Raw genomic sequence first — 15,222 nt, 5'->3', positions numbered from 1 at the left:
AATAAAGTTTATTCTGCTGAGGAGTGTCTTTCATGTTTGACGAGAAGAAACGGTTTACCATCCTATATTTCTTGCTGATTGGTATTGTTTTGTTTATATTCTCATTTTTATTCGTAAAAACGATGCCGTATTATGGAGCTTTTTTTCATTTCTTTGGAGATTGCTCATTCCTTTTATTGTTGCTGGCCTTATTGCTTATCTATTGCATCCATTGGTTGAAAAATTGCATGGTATGAACATTCCGAGAAGCCTGGCAATCCTGCTGATTTATTTTATTTTCTTTGGGGGAACAGGCTACCTGCTATATAGGGGATATCCGGCAATTGTCCACCAGCTGAGAGATTTAAATGAAAATCTCCCTCAATTTATCGATATGTACGAGAACTTAATCTACCAGTTATATAATTATACGTCTTTCTTACCGGAAACGATTCACGATAAGATTGATGAGCTGGTATTTTCCCTGGAGACATCCCTTGAACGCCTGCTGAATCGGCTTATTGGCGGTTTTGCCAAGATTGTGGATATGCTAATCATCATTACCGTCATCCCAGTTCTTGTCTTTTACTTCATTAAGGACTACACGACAATCAAATCCTTTATCGTCAAATTCATTCCCGTACGTTATAGGGATGATGCGACTAAATTAATGCAGGAGATCGATAAAGGGCTTGGCGGGTATATCCGGGGCCAGTTGATTGTCAGCGCTTTTGTCGGCCTCACATCACTGGTTCTTTTTAAATTATTGAATATTAAATATGCCCTATTGCTATCTGTCATCATGGGTATTACGAATATAATTCCTTATTTTGGGCCCATCATTGGTGCCATTCCTGCTGTAGCCATTTCATTCACCACCGCTGGGAACAAGGCGATTCTTGTCATTATCGCGATTTTCATTATACAAATCATCGATGGGAACCTTTTGTCGCCATACATAATGGGCAGAAGTATAGAGATTCATCCAGTTGCAATAATCTTTGTCTTGCTGCTTGGAGGTAGCTTGTTTGGTGTACGCGGAATGATTCTTGCGGTACCGGTACTGACCATATCAAAAGTTATTGTTGCCCAGATCCTTGCCCTGCGTTCTTATCGTTGACAATGATCCAAAAGTTTCATATAATATCGCTAGCATAATAAAATCAAAAACGCTGATGGTTAAGAGTACATGAATGATGGTTTTTAGAGAGGAATTTCCGAGGCTGCAAGAGATTCTAAACACATGTCATGGAAAGCTAATCCGGAGTGCGGACAAACCCCGCCGGTGTCATACCGTTAACATGATGAAGTGATGAATGAAGCAATTCATTCATAATTAGGGTGGTACCGCGATCAAATCTCGTCCCTGCAATACTGCAGAGAGGGGATTTTTTTATTTTTATCGAATGATTATGGGAGGTATATGATGAAACAATTAAGCTCAGCAGAAATCAGACAAATGTTTATTGACTTTTTCAAGGAAAAAGGACATCAAGTTGAACCAAGCGCTTCACTTGTTCCAAATGATGATCCAACCTTGTTATGGATCAACAGTGGTGTTGCCACATTGAAAAAATACTTTGATGGAAGGGTCATACCGGAGAATCCGCGTATTGTGAATGCCCAAAAATCAATCCGTACAAATGATATTGAAAATGTTGGTTTTACAGCACGCCACCATACTTTTTTTGAAATGCTGGGGAATTTCTCCATTGGTAATTATTTCAAAAAAGAGGCAATTGACTGGGCATGGGAATTCCTTACAGATGATAAATGGATTGGATTCGATAAGGAACTGCTATCTGTAACGGTCCATCCGGAAGATGATGAAGCATATGAAATTTGGCTAAATGATATCAAATTGCCGAAGGAACGTATTATCCGTCTGGAAGAAAATTTCTGGGATATCGGAGAAGGGCCAAGCGGACCCAATACGGAAATATTTTATGACCGGGGAGAAAAGTATGGTAATGATCCTGGCGACCCGGAGCTTTATCCCGGTGGAGAGAATAATCGCTACCTGGAAGTGTGGAATCTTGTATTTTCACAATTCAACCATAATCCGGATGACACGTACACACCACTGCCGAAGAAAAACATTGATACAGGCATGGGTCTTGAACGTCTGACTTCGATTATACAGGAAGTGCCAACGAACTTTGAGACAGATTTATTTATGCCGATTATTCGCAAAACGGAAGAGATTTCAAATACAGCATATGGAAAAGACGCAGCAGGCGATACCGCGTTTAAAGTGATTGCCGATCATATCAGAACGGTAAGCTTTGCCATTGGAGATGGTGCAGTTCCGTCGAATGAAGGAAGAGGCTATGTCCTGCGCAGACTTGTTCGAAGAGCTGTCCGTTTTGCTAAAGAGATTGGAATCGAAAAGCCGTTTATGTATGAATTAGTGACTACTGTTGGAGATATTATGAAGGATTTCTACCCGCAAGTTCTGGAACAGCAGGAATTCATCAAAAATATCATTAAGGTTGAAGAAGAACGATTCCATGAAACATTAAATGATGGACTTGAAATCCTAACGACACTTATGGAGCAGGAAAAACAGGCTGGCAATACAGTATTTCCGGGCAAGGAAGTTTTCCGTTTATATGATACGTATGGGTTTCCAAAAGAACTCACTTCCGAATATGTGGAACAGCAGGGATTTACGGTAGATAATGAAGGCTATAACCGTGAAATGCAAAAGCAGCGGGAACGTGCAAGAAGCGCCAGACAAAAAGTGGACTCCATGCAGGTGCAGGATACCATTTTAAGTGACATAGATATAGACAGTAAGTTTATAGGCTATAGCCAGCTTGAGGCCGAAACAACAGTAGCGATAATGATTGGTGGAAAAGAAGTCGTTGAGACAGCAGCGAAAGATGATGAAGTCTTCCTGTTTCTCCATGAAACACCATTCTATGCTGAAAGCGGTGGTCAGGTTGCCGATCATGGCTGGATATATACGGACACTGCAGCTGCCTATGTCGTAGATGTTAAGAAATCACCTAAGGGGCAAAATATCCACAGGGTGCAAATCAAAGACGGTGAATTCCGTACCGGTGATAAGGTAAAAGCAATAGTGGATTCCCGTTTCCGCTCGTCCGTTGTCAAGAACCATACGGCAACACATTTACTCCACCAGGCATTGAAGGATGTATTGGGCAAGCATGTTAATCAGGCTGGATCCTTAGTGACTCCAGAACGATTACGGTTTGATTTTTTCCCATTTCAGCAGTGTTTCCAATGAAGAATTGGGACAAGTGGAAAGGATTGTAAATGAGAAGGTATGGGAGTCCATCGCTGTAGCAATCGATAATAAGAAATTGGATGAAGCAAAAGAAATGGGCGCAATGGCATTATTCGGTGAAAAATATGGCGATGTCGTACGGGTTGTCCAAATTGGCAGCTATAGTCTTGAATTATGTGGCGGCTGCCATGTAACGAATACATCAGAAATAGGATTATTTAAAATCATTTCTGAAAGCGGCATTGGTGCGGGAACAAGAAGAATCGAAGCTGTCACAAGCAAACATGCATATGCGTTTCTGAATAACAAGCTTGAATTATTGAGCACATCTGCAATGCTGGTTAAGGCAAACGATGAACAGCTTCCTGAGAAAATTGATGGGTTACAGCAGGAATTAAAAGCATTGCAAAAAGAAAATGAATCGTTAAGTGCCAAATTATCCAATATGGAGGCTTCTTCCATTCTGGATCAGATTGAAAATGTTCAGGAAATCCCGCTGCTGGCACAAAAAGTCAATGTTGCTGACATGAACCAGCTCCGCAATATGGTGGATGATTTGAAACAGAAATTAGACAGCGGTGTAATTTTACTTGCCGCAGATAATGATGGAAAGGTACTCCTGGCTGCGGGTGTTTCCAAAGATTTGATTGCAAAAGGTCTGCATGCAGGGAACTTGATTAAACAAGCTGCCACAATTTGCGGCGGGGGCGGTGGAGGCCGTCCGGATATGGCTCAGGCTGGAGGGAAGGATCCCGCCAAGATTGACGAGGCACTTGAATCGGCAAGGAATTATATGATCGAAAACGTAAAATAAATCAGCAGGTTTGTGTCCCAGACATTAAAAAAGTATAATAATACCAATAAACATGTTAAACTATTTTTAGAAGGCAAACTTGGAACGAGGTGTCACGATGAGTTCAATTGATAAAACGATGAAGTTCAATTTTTCAGAAGAGCCATTTGATCAGGATATCAAAGATATACTTTTGACTGTCCATGAATCACTGCAGGAAAAAGGATATAATCCAATCAATCAGATAGTAGGCTATTTATTATCTGGTGACCCTGCGTATATTCCGAGATACAACGATGCCAGAAATCTGATTCGTAAAGTGGAACGTGATGAAGTGATCGAAGAGCTGGTAAAATTCTACTTGGAACAGAACAGGGAGAGTAAATGAAGATAATAGGCTTGGATGTTGGTTCAAAAACCATCGGAGTTGCAGTCAGTGATGCTTTTGGCTGGACAGCTCAGGGGTTGACGACAATCAACTGGGATGAAAATGAGATTGACTCGGCCGATGCAGAGTTAAAATCGATTATAGAAACACACGAAATTGGCAAAGCTATTGTAGGATTTCCAAAGAACATGAATGGTTCGATTGGAGAACGCGGAGAGGCTTCACAGCGATATGCACGCCATATAGAGGAAGTGCACGGCATTCCAGCAGAACTATGGGATGAGCGGCTCTCTACAATTGCAGCCGAAAGAGTACTTCTTGAAGCAGACATGAGCAGAAAGAAAAGGAAAAAGTTATTGATAAGATGGCTGCTGTTATGATTTTACAAGGCTACCTAAATCAAAAATAAAGGAGTGTTCGAATGGCTTTGGAAGAAAAAGAAAGAATTATTATACCGGATGAGAATGGCGATGAACATTTATTTGAAGTCCTCTTTACATTTGATGTAGATGATACGGAGCAATCCTATATTGCAGTGGTTCCTGCTGAACAGGCAGAAGAGGATGAAGTGGAAGTTTATGCATTCCGTTTTGAAGAACAGGATAATGAAGACTTCACACTTTTCCCTATAGAATCGGATGAGGAATGGGAATTGGTCGAAGAAATGCTTAACACATTGGCAGATGAAGAAGACGAAGCGTAAGAATGAAAGATAAAAGCGGCTGATGTCTGTAAATAGACATCAGTTTTTGCTTGTAATCCCCTATATGATGGATTAAAAGTTCTTTATTTAGTATAATATACCGGGTGAAAGGGGGATACTTAATGTCTAAAAAGAAACTGACTGGCGATTTTAAGGACAACCTTACCGCTAGAAGCGAAGAAGCCAAAACAGTCAGGAAGATTGTCTTTATCATCGTTATAGCCCTAGCGCTGATTGTTTTGATTGGCGGCATTTCCGGCTACATGTATGTTAAGTCTGCACTTGAACCGGTTGATCCGGATAGTGACGAAGAGATTACAATCGATGTACCCATCGGTTCTTCAACTTCTTCCATAGCAGCGATTCTTGAAGAAAATGGGATTATAAAGGACGGACGGATATTTCGATTATATACGAAGTTCAATAATGAATCTGAGTTTCAGGCCGGAGAATATACATTCACACCTGCAGTAACTTTTGATGAAATTATCGAGTCTTTGAAAAATGGGAAAGTAATGCTTGAAGCTGTGCATACAATTACAATCCCTGAAGGTCTTACCATTGACCAGATAGCGGGCATTTTTAGCGGAAAATTACATTTTTCCAAAGAAGAATTCCTGGATAAGGCAAGCGATGAGGAATATATCAATGAATTGATTGCAGCCTATCCGGATATTTTGTCAGAGACCGTTCTGGATCCTGAAATTAAGACACCTTTAGAGGGTTATCTGTTTGCATCCACCTATCAGTTCTATGAAGAGGAGCCGAGTATTGAGCTTGTCATTGAAACAATGCTTTCACAAACACAGAAGGTCTATTCAGCTTATGCAGAGCAAATCGAACAGCTTGGATTTACCCCGCATGAGGCACTTACCTTTGCCTCTATAGTGGAAAGAGAGACTGCGAGTGAGGACCAGCGGGCACAAATATCAGGTGTTTTCTATAATCGAATAGAAGAAGGTATGCCGCTTCAGACAGATCCGACCGTGTTGTATGCGCTTGGTGAGCATAATGAGACAGTAACATATGAAGATCTCGAGATAGATTCACCATATAATACGTATCTTGTTGAAGCACTTCCAATTGGACCAATCTCGAACTTTGCCGAAAATTCCCTGAAGGCTGTAGTAGCTCCTGAAGATTCGAATAATCTATATTTTCTCCATGATGGCGAGGGTAATATATACTTTGCAGAGACATTTGAAGAGCATCGTCAAAATAGAGATAAATACATGAATTAAAATGGGGATGTGGAGTAATTGCTTCACATTTCCCATTTTTATAGGGATAAGAGGTATGGCATATGAATGAAAAATTGAAAGATTATTTAACGGATACTTTGCCTTTACAAGCGGACTGGGTAGTGAAGCTTGAAGAAATGGCACTGGCTGAAAATGTACCGATCATGGATAAGGCCGGCATAAACCTGGTGATGCAGCTGATCAGAATTTCAAGGCCGCATCGAATATTGGAAATCGGTACTGCTATTGGCTATTCAGCACTAAGGATGCTGGAAGCTGCACCAGATGCTTCGATCGTAACGATAGAAAAAGATGAACACCGTTACGCTCAGGCTATGGAACATATCAGGGAACTAAACAAGGAACAACAGATTGAAGTGATATATGGCGATGCATTGGACAAGCTACAGCAATTATCGGAGAATGGCAGTACCTTCGATTTATTGTTCATCGATGCAGCAAAGGGGCAATACCAGCGTTTTTTTGAGCTTGCTGAACCGATGTTGAACCCAAACGGAATGATCATTTCGGATAACGTATTGTTCAGAGGTTTCGTTGCAAACCCAGAAGATGTTCCAAAAAGATACACTAAAATGGTTGAAAAGATAAGAAGCTATAATCAGATGCTAATGAGCCACCCAGATTTTACAACGTCTATTATTCCTATCGGCGATGGAGTTGCAGTGAGCTACAAAAAAAGTTAACGAAGGAGAGTGTGGCAGCTTTGAAAGATAAACCGGTAGTTATTGGTGTTGCTGGCGGAAGCGGAAGCGGAAAAACCTCTGTAACCCGTTCCATTTGCCAGCGATTTACAGACAAAACCATTCTAGTGATAGAACAGGATTATTACTATAAGGATCAAAGCCATCTTCCACTTGAAGAACGGTTAAACACGAATTATGATCATCCGCTGGCATTCGATAATGACTTGCTGATTGAACATCTTCACAATTTGCTTGATAATAAACCTGTCAATAAGCCCGTATACGATTATAAGATCCATACCAGATCTGATGATGTCATTCTTGTCGAACCGAAAGAAGTAATAATCGTTGAAGGTATTTTGATCCTTGAAGATCCAAGGTTGGTAGATCTCATGGATATAAAGGTTTTCGTGGATACAGATGCGGATCTTCGGATTATTCGAAGACTATTGCGTGACATTAAAGAAAGAGGCCGTACCCTTGATTCGGTAATCGATCAATATATCAATAACGTAAGACCATCCCATCTGCAGTTTATCGAACCGACGAAACGTTACGCGGACATCATCATTCCCGAAGGCGGCCAGAACCATGTAGCTATCGATATCATGGCTACGAAGATAGAGAACATTCTTGATAGGAGCAAAAGAAAATAAACAGTCAAAAAGATTGAAAATTTAATTCAAATCTGCCATAGTATTGATTAGTATATTCTTAATACCTTATGCATAAGCTTTAGAGCTTATTTTTATTTGGACAGTGAAGAGAAGGAGTGTTTTTAATGGCTGTAGAGAAAAGTTATTACATGACTCAAGAGGGGAAAGAAAAGCTAGAGAAGGAATTGCATTTCTTAAAAACAGATAGAAGGCAGGAAGTTGTGGAACGCATTAAAGTTGCCCGTGACTTCGGTGACCTTTCCGAGAACTCAGAATATGATGCAGCAAAAGATGAACAAGCTTTTGTTGAGCAGCGGATCACACAGGTTGAGAAAATGATACGCAATGCGGTCATCATCGAAAATGACAATGATAATCCAAATGTGGTTTCCTTAGGGAAATCCGTTACGTTTGCAGAACTGCCTGATGGCGAAGAAGAAACATATACAATCGTTGGGAGTGCAGAAGCAGATCCATTTGAAGGCAGAATTTCAAACGATTCACCAATGGCAAAAAGTCTTTTGGGACAAGAAGTCGGTGCCGAAGTGGCAGTTGCCACTCCAGGCGGAGATATTCAAGTTAAGATCGTAAAAGTTGATTAAGGCAAAAAGCGGGGTGATTCCCCGCTTTTTTATTTGATTTCAAAGACTTTTTTATCTGATTCACTGATTACAAAGTATTCATTTTCATTTGAATCAAGTTAACGCTAGGGTTCCAATTTTACTGCAAAGAATAGGCAAGCAAGATATTACATTTATGTTACGATAGCGTTTATTTATAGCTAAATACCTAAGTATATCCTTATTTGATTCTGGAATAAAATAATAAATTTTTTGTAGAGATATATAATAAATAAAATATTAGAAAATATTTGTATTTACATAAAATTATCGCTGACGATATTAAAATTATCACATCTGACAGTACTTAACCAATTTGTCTTGAAACTAAGATAATCCTTACATGAAAAATAGGAAATTATGACTGTTTTTGAGTGAAACACTTAATATTCTGCAATAAATTTAGTAATATTGTTTCAGACAAAGTGAAAGCAGTAGATTTTAAGAATGAGGGTGAATAGATAAAAAAATACGTATTGCAGTAGTGAATTACAATGGACCCAGACGGCGCTCAAGATATCAATGAGGAAATACAGTAAAAGATTGGAAGTAAACAAGAAGAAGTATAACAAGGAGGATTATATATGGAACGAATTCTAAAAATGACCATTTCCAGCTTTATGCTATGCTTATTGCTTGTTGCTTGTAACGGGGAAGACAATAATCATGGTGAAGAAGAATCTCAAGAATCAGTGGAAGGAAGTTCAACAGAAAATGGTGGTTCAGATGACGATCAGGCAGAACCGTCAGAACTGTCAGTAGAAGAAAGTGGAGATACTTCAGGTACCGAGCAACCGTCCAGCAATGAAGGTGAACTACCTGAAAACCAGTTGGGCCTTTCCATCGGAGATACTGCCCATTTAAAAAATGATTATAGAGAATATGAAATTACGTTGAATTCTGTTGAAATAACAGAAAAAGCAGGAGAAGAACCTTCTTTAGAAGGCAATTATGTAATTGTAGATGTGACATTGACAAATCTCAGTGATGAAGCAGCTTATGCTGCAGATGCTTTCAGTACGACATTCTTATCAACGGAGGCAGAAGGCTATGCTGTTCCGTGGTTTTATGTTGATGGTGTAGCAGAAGAATGGACGGAAGAAATTGCCCCTGGAGGATCTCAGACTGGTGTATTGCTCTATGACATGGAAGTCAGTGATTCCTATGTGCTCCACGCTGGAAGAGGCTATGAAGGACTCTCGAATCAAATTTCTTTTGAATTTTCTACAAATGAAGTGGAATAATCATTTTAATTAATTGTATCCAGTGCTCGATAAAATATATTGAGGATACTTTTCATCTATAAGGGTGTATTTTCGGTCGTGCTTGTAGCCGACTGCATAAACCATCATTTGAGAAATTCGGTCTATATTTGGACTTCAACAGTATTTCCAGCTGAAGCCGATAACAAAATTTAACCTCAATCAAGTTTTCAAGAGGAGGGAATAAAATGGAAGAAATGTTAAATAGTGTTCTTGATTTCTTGAAGATGCTATTTTCAGAAATCATCGGCTGGATTGTTGTGTCCGCTCTATGGGCGGTAAATAAAATGAGAGACTTTCTTTTGGATACAGGGATAGTAGATAACGTCACAACAGCGACAGTAATCCCGATTATTCTATTGGCCGTTATTTTTCTAATCCTGATCGGCTGGTTTATCGGTCCGCGTCGGGTGTTTGGTCAATACAATAATGATAGGAATTAAGGTGAAACAAATGGTTATGGTTTGAATCGGAATATATCCTATTATATGATACTATAATATAGAAATAGGAGGGAATAGAGATGAGCGATTCAGACAATCATTCACGCTTAAACAAATTTGATAAACGCAGAAAAAATACAAAGGCAATTTCTATTTTCCTTGTAGCAGGAGCATTGCTGCTGATCATTCTGCTTGCTGTATGGCTTTTCGGCGGCAATGATGAAACGGCTGAGGATTCAACAGGAAGCGAGCAGGAGGATTCTGATTTCCTGGTCACGGAGACTGAGGATGAAGATGAAGAAGCTGAGAATAATGCAGAGGATGATTCTTCTGCTAATGATGACTCAAATCAAGAGGAATCTGCTGAGGAAAACGAATCGGGAGAAGATCCTATCGATGAAGAAGAACAGGAAACTACAGAGGAAGATATAGAAACGGAACCTGCAGAACCGTCCGATAATAATGTAGCTGAAGCATATTCCGGCAACTGGGACCCAATCGGCACCGAACAAACCGGTCCGCATACAACCAACTTTGACGACGGTTCAGATGACCGGATCGAAGTAAAAAGGGCAGCGGCAATGGCCACGGGAATAGCAGAAGATGATATGATAGTATGGTGGGTTGATAATGGCGGCGAACAGAAAGTAATTGCAACTGTTTCGGATAAGGCAGAAACGGATACCTACCGTGTGTTCATGGACTGGATAGATGGAGAAGGCTGGCAGCCGAAAAAAATAGAAGTTCTAATAGAGAATGATAAGAAATAATAGCCGAAGAAAGCAAACTGGAGGATTCTGGATGAAGATTGGAATTATTGGGGCAATGGATGAGGAAATGGCCCTGTTAAAGGAAAATATGACAGATAGCAAGGAAGTGACGGTAGCCAATTGTCACTTTATAGAAGGACAACTGCGCGGAAAGGAAGTTGTTCTTCTGCAATCGGGCATCGGTAAAGTGAATGCCGCAATGGCGACAACCATTCTGCTGGAACGTTTTTCTCCGACACATGTGATTAACACCGGATCGGCAGGCGGCTTTGCTGAAAGCCTTGAAGTCGGGGACGTGGTCATTTCGAAAGAAGTAGTCCATCATGACGTGGATGTAACGGCGTTTGATTATGCTTACGGACAGGTTCCAGGATTGCCGGCAATGTATCAGGCCGATGGTAATTTAGTAAGGGCAGCGGTGTCAGCAATCGAAAATCTGGATATCAAGTATGAACAGGGGATTATTGCGACAGGAGATTCATTTATGGAAGATCCAAGCAGAGTCGCATTTGTACGTCAAAAATTTCCGGAAATGCTCGCAGCAGAGATGGAAGCTGCAGCAGTGGCTCAGGTTTGTCATCAGTACGGAAAGCCATTTGTCATCATCCGGGCATTATCGGATATAGCAGGGAAGAAATCCTCGGTATCATTTGATCAATTCCTGGAAAAGGCAGCCAAAAATGCTGCAGAATTGATTATGAATATGCTGAAGGAGATTGAATAGCATAAAATAAGACACAAAAAGAAGCAGGGGCGCTAAAGGTTAATTTTAGCGCTCCTGCCTTAATTTTGCCGTTCTTTTCGGTAATACTCGTGGAAAACCTTCATTAAAGCCCTTTTTTCAATTCGTGAAACATAGCTTCTGGAAATATTCAGCTTTTTGGCAATCTCTCTTTGTGTCATTTCTTCATAATCGTTCAGACCATATCGGTAGACAATTACCTCACGTTCCCGTTTATCTAGGACAGAGAAATACTTTTGCATTTTGGCAATTTCCATATTTAGCTGAATGTATTCAATAACATTATCATTTTCAGCCTCTAGTATATCAATCAGGCTAATCTCGTTTCCTTCTTTATCCTGACCGATGGGGTCATGTAAAGATACATCTTTTTTTACTTTCTTCAGTGCCCGTAAATGCATCAGAATTTCATTTTCAATACATCTTGCTGCATAGGTGGCCAATTTTGTACCTTTATCGGTGGAAAAGCTTTCAACACCCTTAATCAGCCCAATTGTTCCAATTGAAATCAAGTCTTCCATATCCTCACCAGTATTTTCGAATTTCTTGACGATATGTGCAACAAGCCGCAAATTATGTTCAATTAACTTATTTCTGGCAGATTCGCTGCCATTTTGCATTTCCTGGATGTATTTTGCCTCTTCATCAGAGGGTAAAGGCTGTGGGAAAGCATGATTTTTTACATAGGAAACGAAAAAGATGGCTTCTTTGATAAGAAGAGCAAGAACAGATAGTATCCCGGACAAACGCAATCACCTCCCAGGCAGGTATTCTGGTTCAAGTTCAAAAAGATGTTGTTGGGTATTTGCCTATATATCATCTTTATGAAGCAAGGAGTTGATTAGTGTCTGTCCATGATAATAATATCTAAAAGATTCTAATGCTTTAGACGGTGTAAGGATACTTGGACATGCATTTTTCCAATGCAATTTTTTTATCGCTGTGAGGATACTTTTTATCTTCAATCACTTGGTAATCTTCCTGGCCTTTCCCTGCAATAATAATGATATCTCCAGGTTCACTAATATCGATTGCCTGGTGTATTGCTTCTTTGCGATCTGGGATCATATCATAATTGTTATGACGCATCCCTTTTTCCATATCGTAAAGGATGGAAGAGGGGTCCTCAAAACGAGGGTCATTCACCGTCAGGATAACATAATCTGCGGCAGACGCTTTTTCAGCCATTATCGGCCGTTTCAGCTCATCACGATTTCCGCCTGTTCCAGCAACGAATATGAGCCTATTCCTTTTAAAAGGCTGGACAGTAGTAATTGCCTTTTCAATAGCATCTGGAGTATGTGCATAATCCAGATAGATCGTTATCGGTGAATCGACATCGATCTTTTCCATACGCCCGCTTACCGGTCTCATCTCTTGAACCGAATGGATGATCCGTTCCAGTGGTATATCACCTTTGGCGTAGAGCGATGCTATTGCTGCAAGCGTATTATAAACATTAAATTCTCCTAGGAGATTTATGCTCATTCGGTATGTGCCTTCTGGGGTAATAAGGTTAAATTCGGTCCCATTCTCTTGGCAATCGATATCTTCTGCCTTAAAATGGGCGTCACTTTGGATACCGTATGAAATTACTTCAGCTGGCGACATAATCGAGTATTTTTCGAACCAGGGATCGTCCTGATTCAAAACGACGAACTTTTCCTTTGTCAAATCATTGCCTAACTGGGCAAATAGCAATCCTTTGGTATAGCCATATTCATCCATTGTATTGTGATAATCCAAATGGTCTTGTGTTAGGTTTGTGAACGTTACGATATCATAGTCTACGCCCCATAATCTGCCTTGAGACAGGCCATGGGAAGAGACTTCCATTACCATATTCTTTATATCGGCATCATAAGCTTTCTTCATCATTTGCTGATTTGTCAAAGCATCGCACGTCGTATTGGGACTGCTTGAAAATGCTTCATCTAATTGAGAACCGATTGTGCCTGACAGTGCCGTTTTCTGACCGGATTTTTTTAAAACATGGTTGATCAGTGATGTGACAGTAGTTTTTCCATTCGTACCGGTCACACCAAAAATCTTTAGATGACTTGAAGGGTAGCCATAAAATTTACAGGCTAAAAGTGCCAAGGCCTTCTTTGAATCTTTTACGACAACTAAAGCAACATGATCCAAATCAATATCAAGCTTCTCCTCTGCAATAATAACGGTCGCTCCATTTCTAATCGCTTCAGAATAATAATTATGCCCGTCAACAGTATAACCGCGGATACATATGAACATAGAGTCCTTTACCACTTTTCTGGAATCATCTTGGAGTGCTTGTATATGATCTGGTACCATTCCAAAAACCTGTTTCATTTTCAGGCTGGAAAGCAATTCATATGTATTCATCATAATAATCCTCACAATCTTTAAAATCTTTTCATCTTTCATTTGACATAAAAATAGTATTATTAAACATATTTCCCTTTAATTAAACGTTTTAATCCCATTTATGAAAATAAGAAAGCAAACAAGCTTGCTTCTGCAGTCACTCGCGATTGGCTGATGTGTTGCTTTCAAGATTTTTCATTGCTTCGTTATATTCATCCTTCCGATTGTTGAGTACTGGCTTTACACCCTTTAGATGTGCTGCCCGTGAGATCATATGTGCTGAAACCGGATTGGTAAGCAGGATAAATCCAATGGCAAGCAGCAGCTTCCCGCTAATAATTGAATGCTGAAGATAAAGGAACAAGAAAGCGGCAATAAGGATACTGATGACACCTAAAGTGGATGCCTTTGTTGCTGCATGCAGCTTTGTGAAAATATCGGGAAAGCGAATAATTCCAATCGAAGCTGAAAGGATAAAGAACGTACCAACTAAAGTGGAAAAAATGATCGCTATATTTATAATTATACGAAACAAAGCTTCAATTTCTGTCAATGATAACACCTGCTTCCAAATATTTGGCTATACCGACAGTACCAAGAAAAGCAAGAATCCCGATCAATAATACGATATCATTCAATTTATCGGTCACAAGATAAATCGAGAGCAGGGCAGCGATTGCCATTAGATTGATCCCGATAGTATCAAGTGCAACGGCACGGTCACTGTTATAGGGACCAACAATGGTCTGATACATAAGCATAATTAACGAGAGGGAAATACCGGCAAACCCAACCAGCAATGTCCATTCTAGTACTGTCTCTGTTGCTTGAAGTACGTCCGTCATCTTGTCACCTCCATGATTGTCTTTTCAAATGTATCCTTTATCGATTTGATTTCAATCTCCACGTCATCAATATGCATCGCATGGATGTATAATTTTGATTTGTCATCTGAGATGGCGATCGAGAGTGTTCCTGGTGTCAAGGATATAAGATTCGCCAGCAGGGTAATCTCCCAGTCACGTTTTAACTCTATCGGATATTCAAAAATGCCCGGCTCTTTGATTGGCTGTGGCGAATAAATATATTTAATCATATCAATGTTGGATAGAATCATCTCTCTTATGAAGATGAATAATAATTTGAATGCTTTAAATACTCGTTTCAGGTAAAAGCCACCTGGTAAAAACCTCCTCAATAAGAGGAGGAGCAGAATACCGAAGATGAAACCAGTGATAAAGCTTGGCATTGTATAAGATTCACTTAAGAACATCCACATAATTGCAACAGTTAAATTAATTACGATTTGAAATGGCATCTTC

The 15,222-nt window shown here is 39.9% G+C and carries 17 protein-coding genes, 1 pseudogene and 1 other annotated feature; of the genes and pseudogenes, 13 read left to right on the top strand and 5 right to left on the bottom strand.

Annotated features, from left to right (window positions below):
* Positions 1–64: 64 nt before the first annotated feature.
* The 13 genes and pseudogenes from OMHG_RS11460 (at position 65) to mtnN (ending at position 11,536) form a co-directional block, all read left to right on the top strand.
* Positions 65–1,099 (top strand): AI-2E family transporter, encoded by a 1,035-nt coding sequence (locus tag OMHG_RS11460; RefSeq protein WP_315969520.1) that lies wholly within the window; start codon positions 65–67, stop codon positions 1,097–1,099.
* A gap of 43 nt (positions 1,100–1,142) precedes the next feature.
* Positions 1,143–1,350, top strand: a binding site (T-box leader).
* Between the two features lie 55 nt (positions 1,351–1,405).
* A pseudogene (alaS, locus tag OMHG_RS11455) lies at positions 1,406–4,046 on the top strand (alanine--tRNA ligase).
* 97 nt (positions 4,047–4,143) lie between these two features.
* A complete protein-coding gene (locus OMHG_RS11450) occupies positions 4,144–4,413 on the top strand; it encodes an IreB family regulatory phosphoprotein (RefSeq protein ID WP_010650998.1) in 270 nt (89 codons plus the stop codon).
* A complete protein-coding gene (gene ruvX / locus OMHG_RS11445; protein WP_010650997.1) occupies positions 4,410–4,793 on the top strand; it encodes a Holliday junction resolvase RuvX in 384 nt (127 codons plus the stop codon). The genes OMHG_RS11450 and ruvX overlap by 4 nt, the downstream gene beginning before the upstream one ends.
* Positions 4,794–4,834: 41 nt before the next feature.
* On the top strand, positions 4,835–5,116 hold the full coding sequence (locus OMHG_RS11440; RefSeq protein ID WP_010650996.1) for a DUF1292 domain-containing protein: 282 nt from the start codon (positions 4,835–4,837) through the stop codon (positions 5,114–5,116).
* Between the two features lie 122 nt (positions 5,117–5,238).
* Positions 5,239–6,357, top strand: a complete 1,119-nt coding sequence (gene mltG, locus OMHG_RS11435; protein WP_010650995.1) for an endolytic transglycosylase MltG — start codon at positions 5,239–5,241, stop codon at positions 6,355–6,357.
* A gap of 62 nt (positions 6,358–6,419) precedes the next feature.
* On the top strand, positions 6,420–7,061 hold the full coding sequence (locus tag OMHG_RS11430) for an O-methyltransferase (RefSeq protein ID WP_010650993.1): 642 nt from the start codon (positions 6,420–6,422) through the stop codon (positions 7,059–7,061).
* Positions 7,062–7,081: 20 nt separating this feature from the next.
* Positions 7,082–7,717, top strand: coding sequence for a uridine kinase (udk, locus tag OMHG_RS11425; RefSeq protein WP_010650992.1), 636 nt, complete (start codon positions 7,082–7,084; stop codon positions 7,715–7,717).
* A 125-nt stretch (positions 7,718–7,842) separates the two neighbouring features.
* A complete protein-coding gene (gene greA / locus OMHG_RS11420; protein WP_010650991.1) occupies positions 7,843–8,319 on the top strand; it encodes a transcription elongation factor GreA in 477 nt (158 codons plus the stop codon).
* Positions 8,320–8,921: 602 nt separating this feature from the next.
* On the top strand, positions 8,922–9,581 hold the full coding sequence (locus OMHG_RS11415; RefSeq protein WP_010650990.1) for a DUF4352 domain-containing protein: 660 nt from the start codon (positions 8,922–8,924) through the stop codon (positions 9,579–9,581).
* Positions 9,582–9,787: 206 nt separating this feature from the next.
* Positions 9,788–10,042, top strand: a complete 255-nt coding sequence (locus tag OMHG_RS11410) for a hypothetical protein (RefSeq protein WP_010650989.1) — start codon at positions 9,788–9,790, stop codon at positions 10,040–10,042.
* A gap of 80 nt (positions 10,043–10,122) precedes the next feature.
* Positions 10,123–10,812, top strand: coding sequence for a YrrS family protein (locus OMHG_RS11405; protein ID WP_010650988.1), 690 nt, complete (start codon positions 10,123–10,125; stop codon positions 10,810–10,812).
* 31 nt (positions 10,813–10,843) lie between these two features.
* Positions 10,844–11,536: a 5'-methylthioadenosine/S-adenosylhomocysteine nucleosidase gene (mtnN, locus tag OMHG_RS11400; RefSeq protein WP_010650987.1), complete on the top strand. Its 693-nt coding sequence runs from the start codon at positions 10,844–10,846 to the stop codon at positions 11,534–11,536.
* Between the two features lie 59 nt (positions 11,537–11,595).
* Here mtnN and sigK read toward each other — a convergent pair whose 3' ends face one another.
* The 5 genes from sigK to OMHG_RS11375 all read right to left on the bottom strand — a co-directional run bounded on the left by sigK (position 11,596) and on the right by OMHG_RS11375 (position 15,218).
* Positions 11,596–12,300: an RNA polymerase sporulation sigma factor SigK gene (gene sigK, locus OMHG_RS11395; protein ID WP_010650986.1), complete on the bottom strand. Its 705-nt coding sequence runs from the start codon at positions 12,298–12,300 to the stop codon at positions 11,596–11,598.
* A gap of 139 nt (positions 12,301–12,439) precedes the next feature.
* On the bottom strand, positions 12,440–13,918 hold the full coding sequence (locus OMHG_RS11390) for a UDP-N-acetylmuramoyl-L-alanyl-D-glutamate--2,6-diaminopimelate ligase (protein WP_010650985.1): 1,479 nt from the start codon (positions 13,916–13,918) through the stop codon (positions 12,440–12,442).
* Positions 13,919–14,057: 139 nt separating this feature from the next.
* Entirely contained in the window at positions 14,058–14,453 is a 396-nt protein-coding gene (gene mnhG / locus OMHG_RS11385) for a monovalent cation/H(+) antiporter subunit G (RefSeq protein ID WP_010650984.1), read from the bottom strand.
* Positions 14,440–14,745, bottom strand: coding sequence for a Na(+)/H(+) antiporter subunit F (locus OMHG_RS11380; protein WP_010650983.1), 306 nt, complete (start codon positions 14,743–14,745; stop codon positions 14,440–14,442). Before OMHG_RS11380 ends, mnhG begins: the two co-directional genes overlap by 14 nt.
* Positions 14,742–15,218, bottom strand: coding sequence for a Na+/H+ antiporter subunit E (locus tag OMHG_RS11375; RefSeq protein WP_010650981.1), 477 nt, complete (start codon positions 15,216–15,218; stop codon positions 14,742–14,744). The genes OMHG_RS11380 and OMHG_RS11375 overlap by 4 nt, the downstream gene beginning before the upstream one ends.
* Positions 15,219–15,222: the final 4 nt, after the last annotated feature.

The sequence above is a fragment of the Oceanobacillus massiliensis str. N'diop genome (genome assembly GCF_000285495.1).
Taxonomy (GTDB): Bacteria; Bacillota; Bacilli; order Bacillales; family Amphibacillaceae; genus Oceanobacillus; species Oceanobacillus massiliensis.
This window is presented reverse-complemented; position numbering and strand designations above follow the sequence as displayed.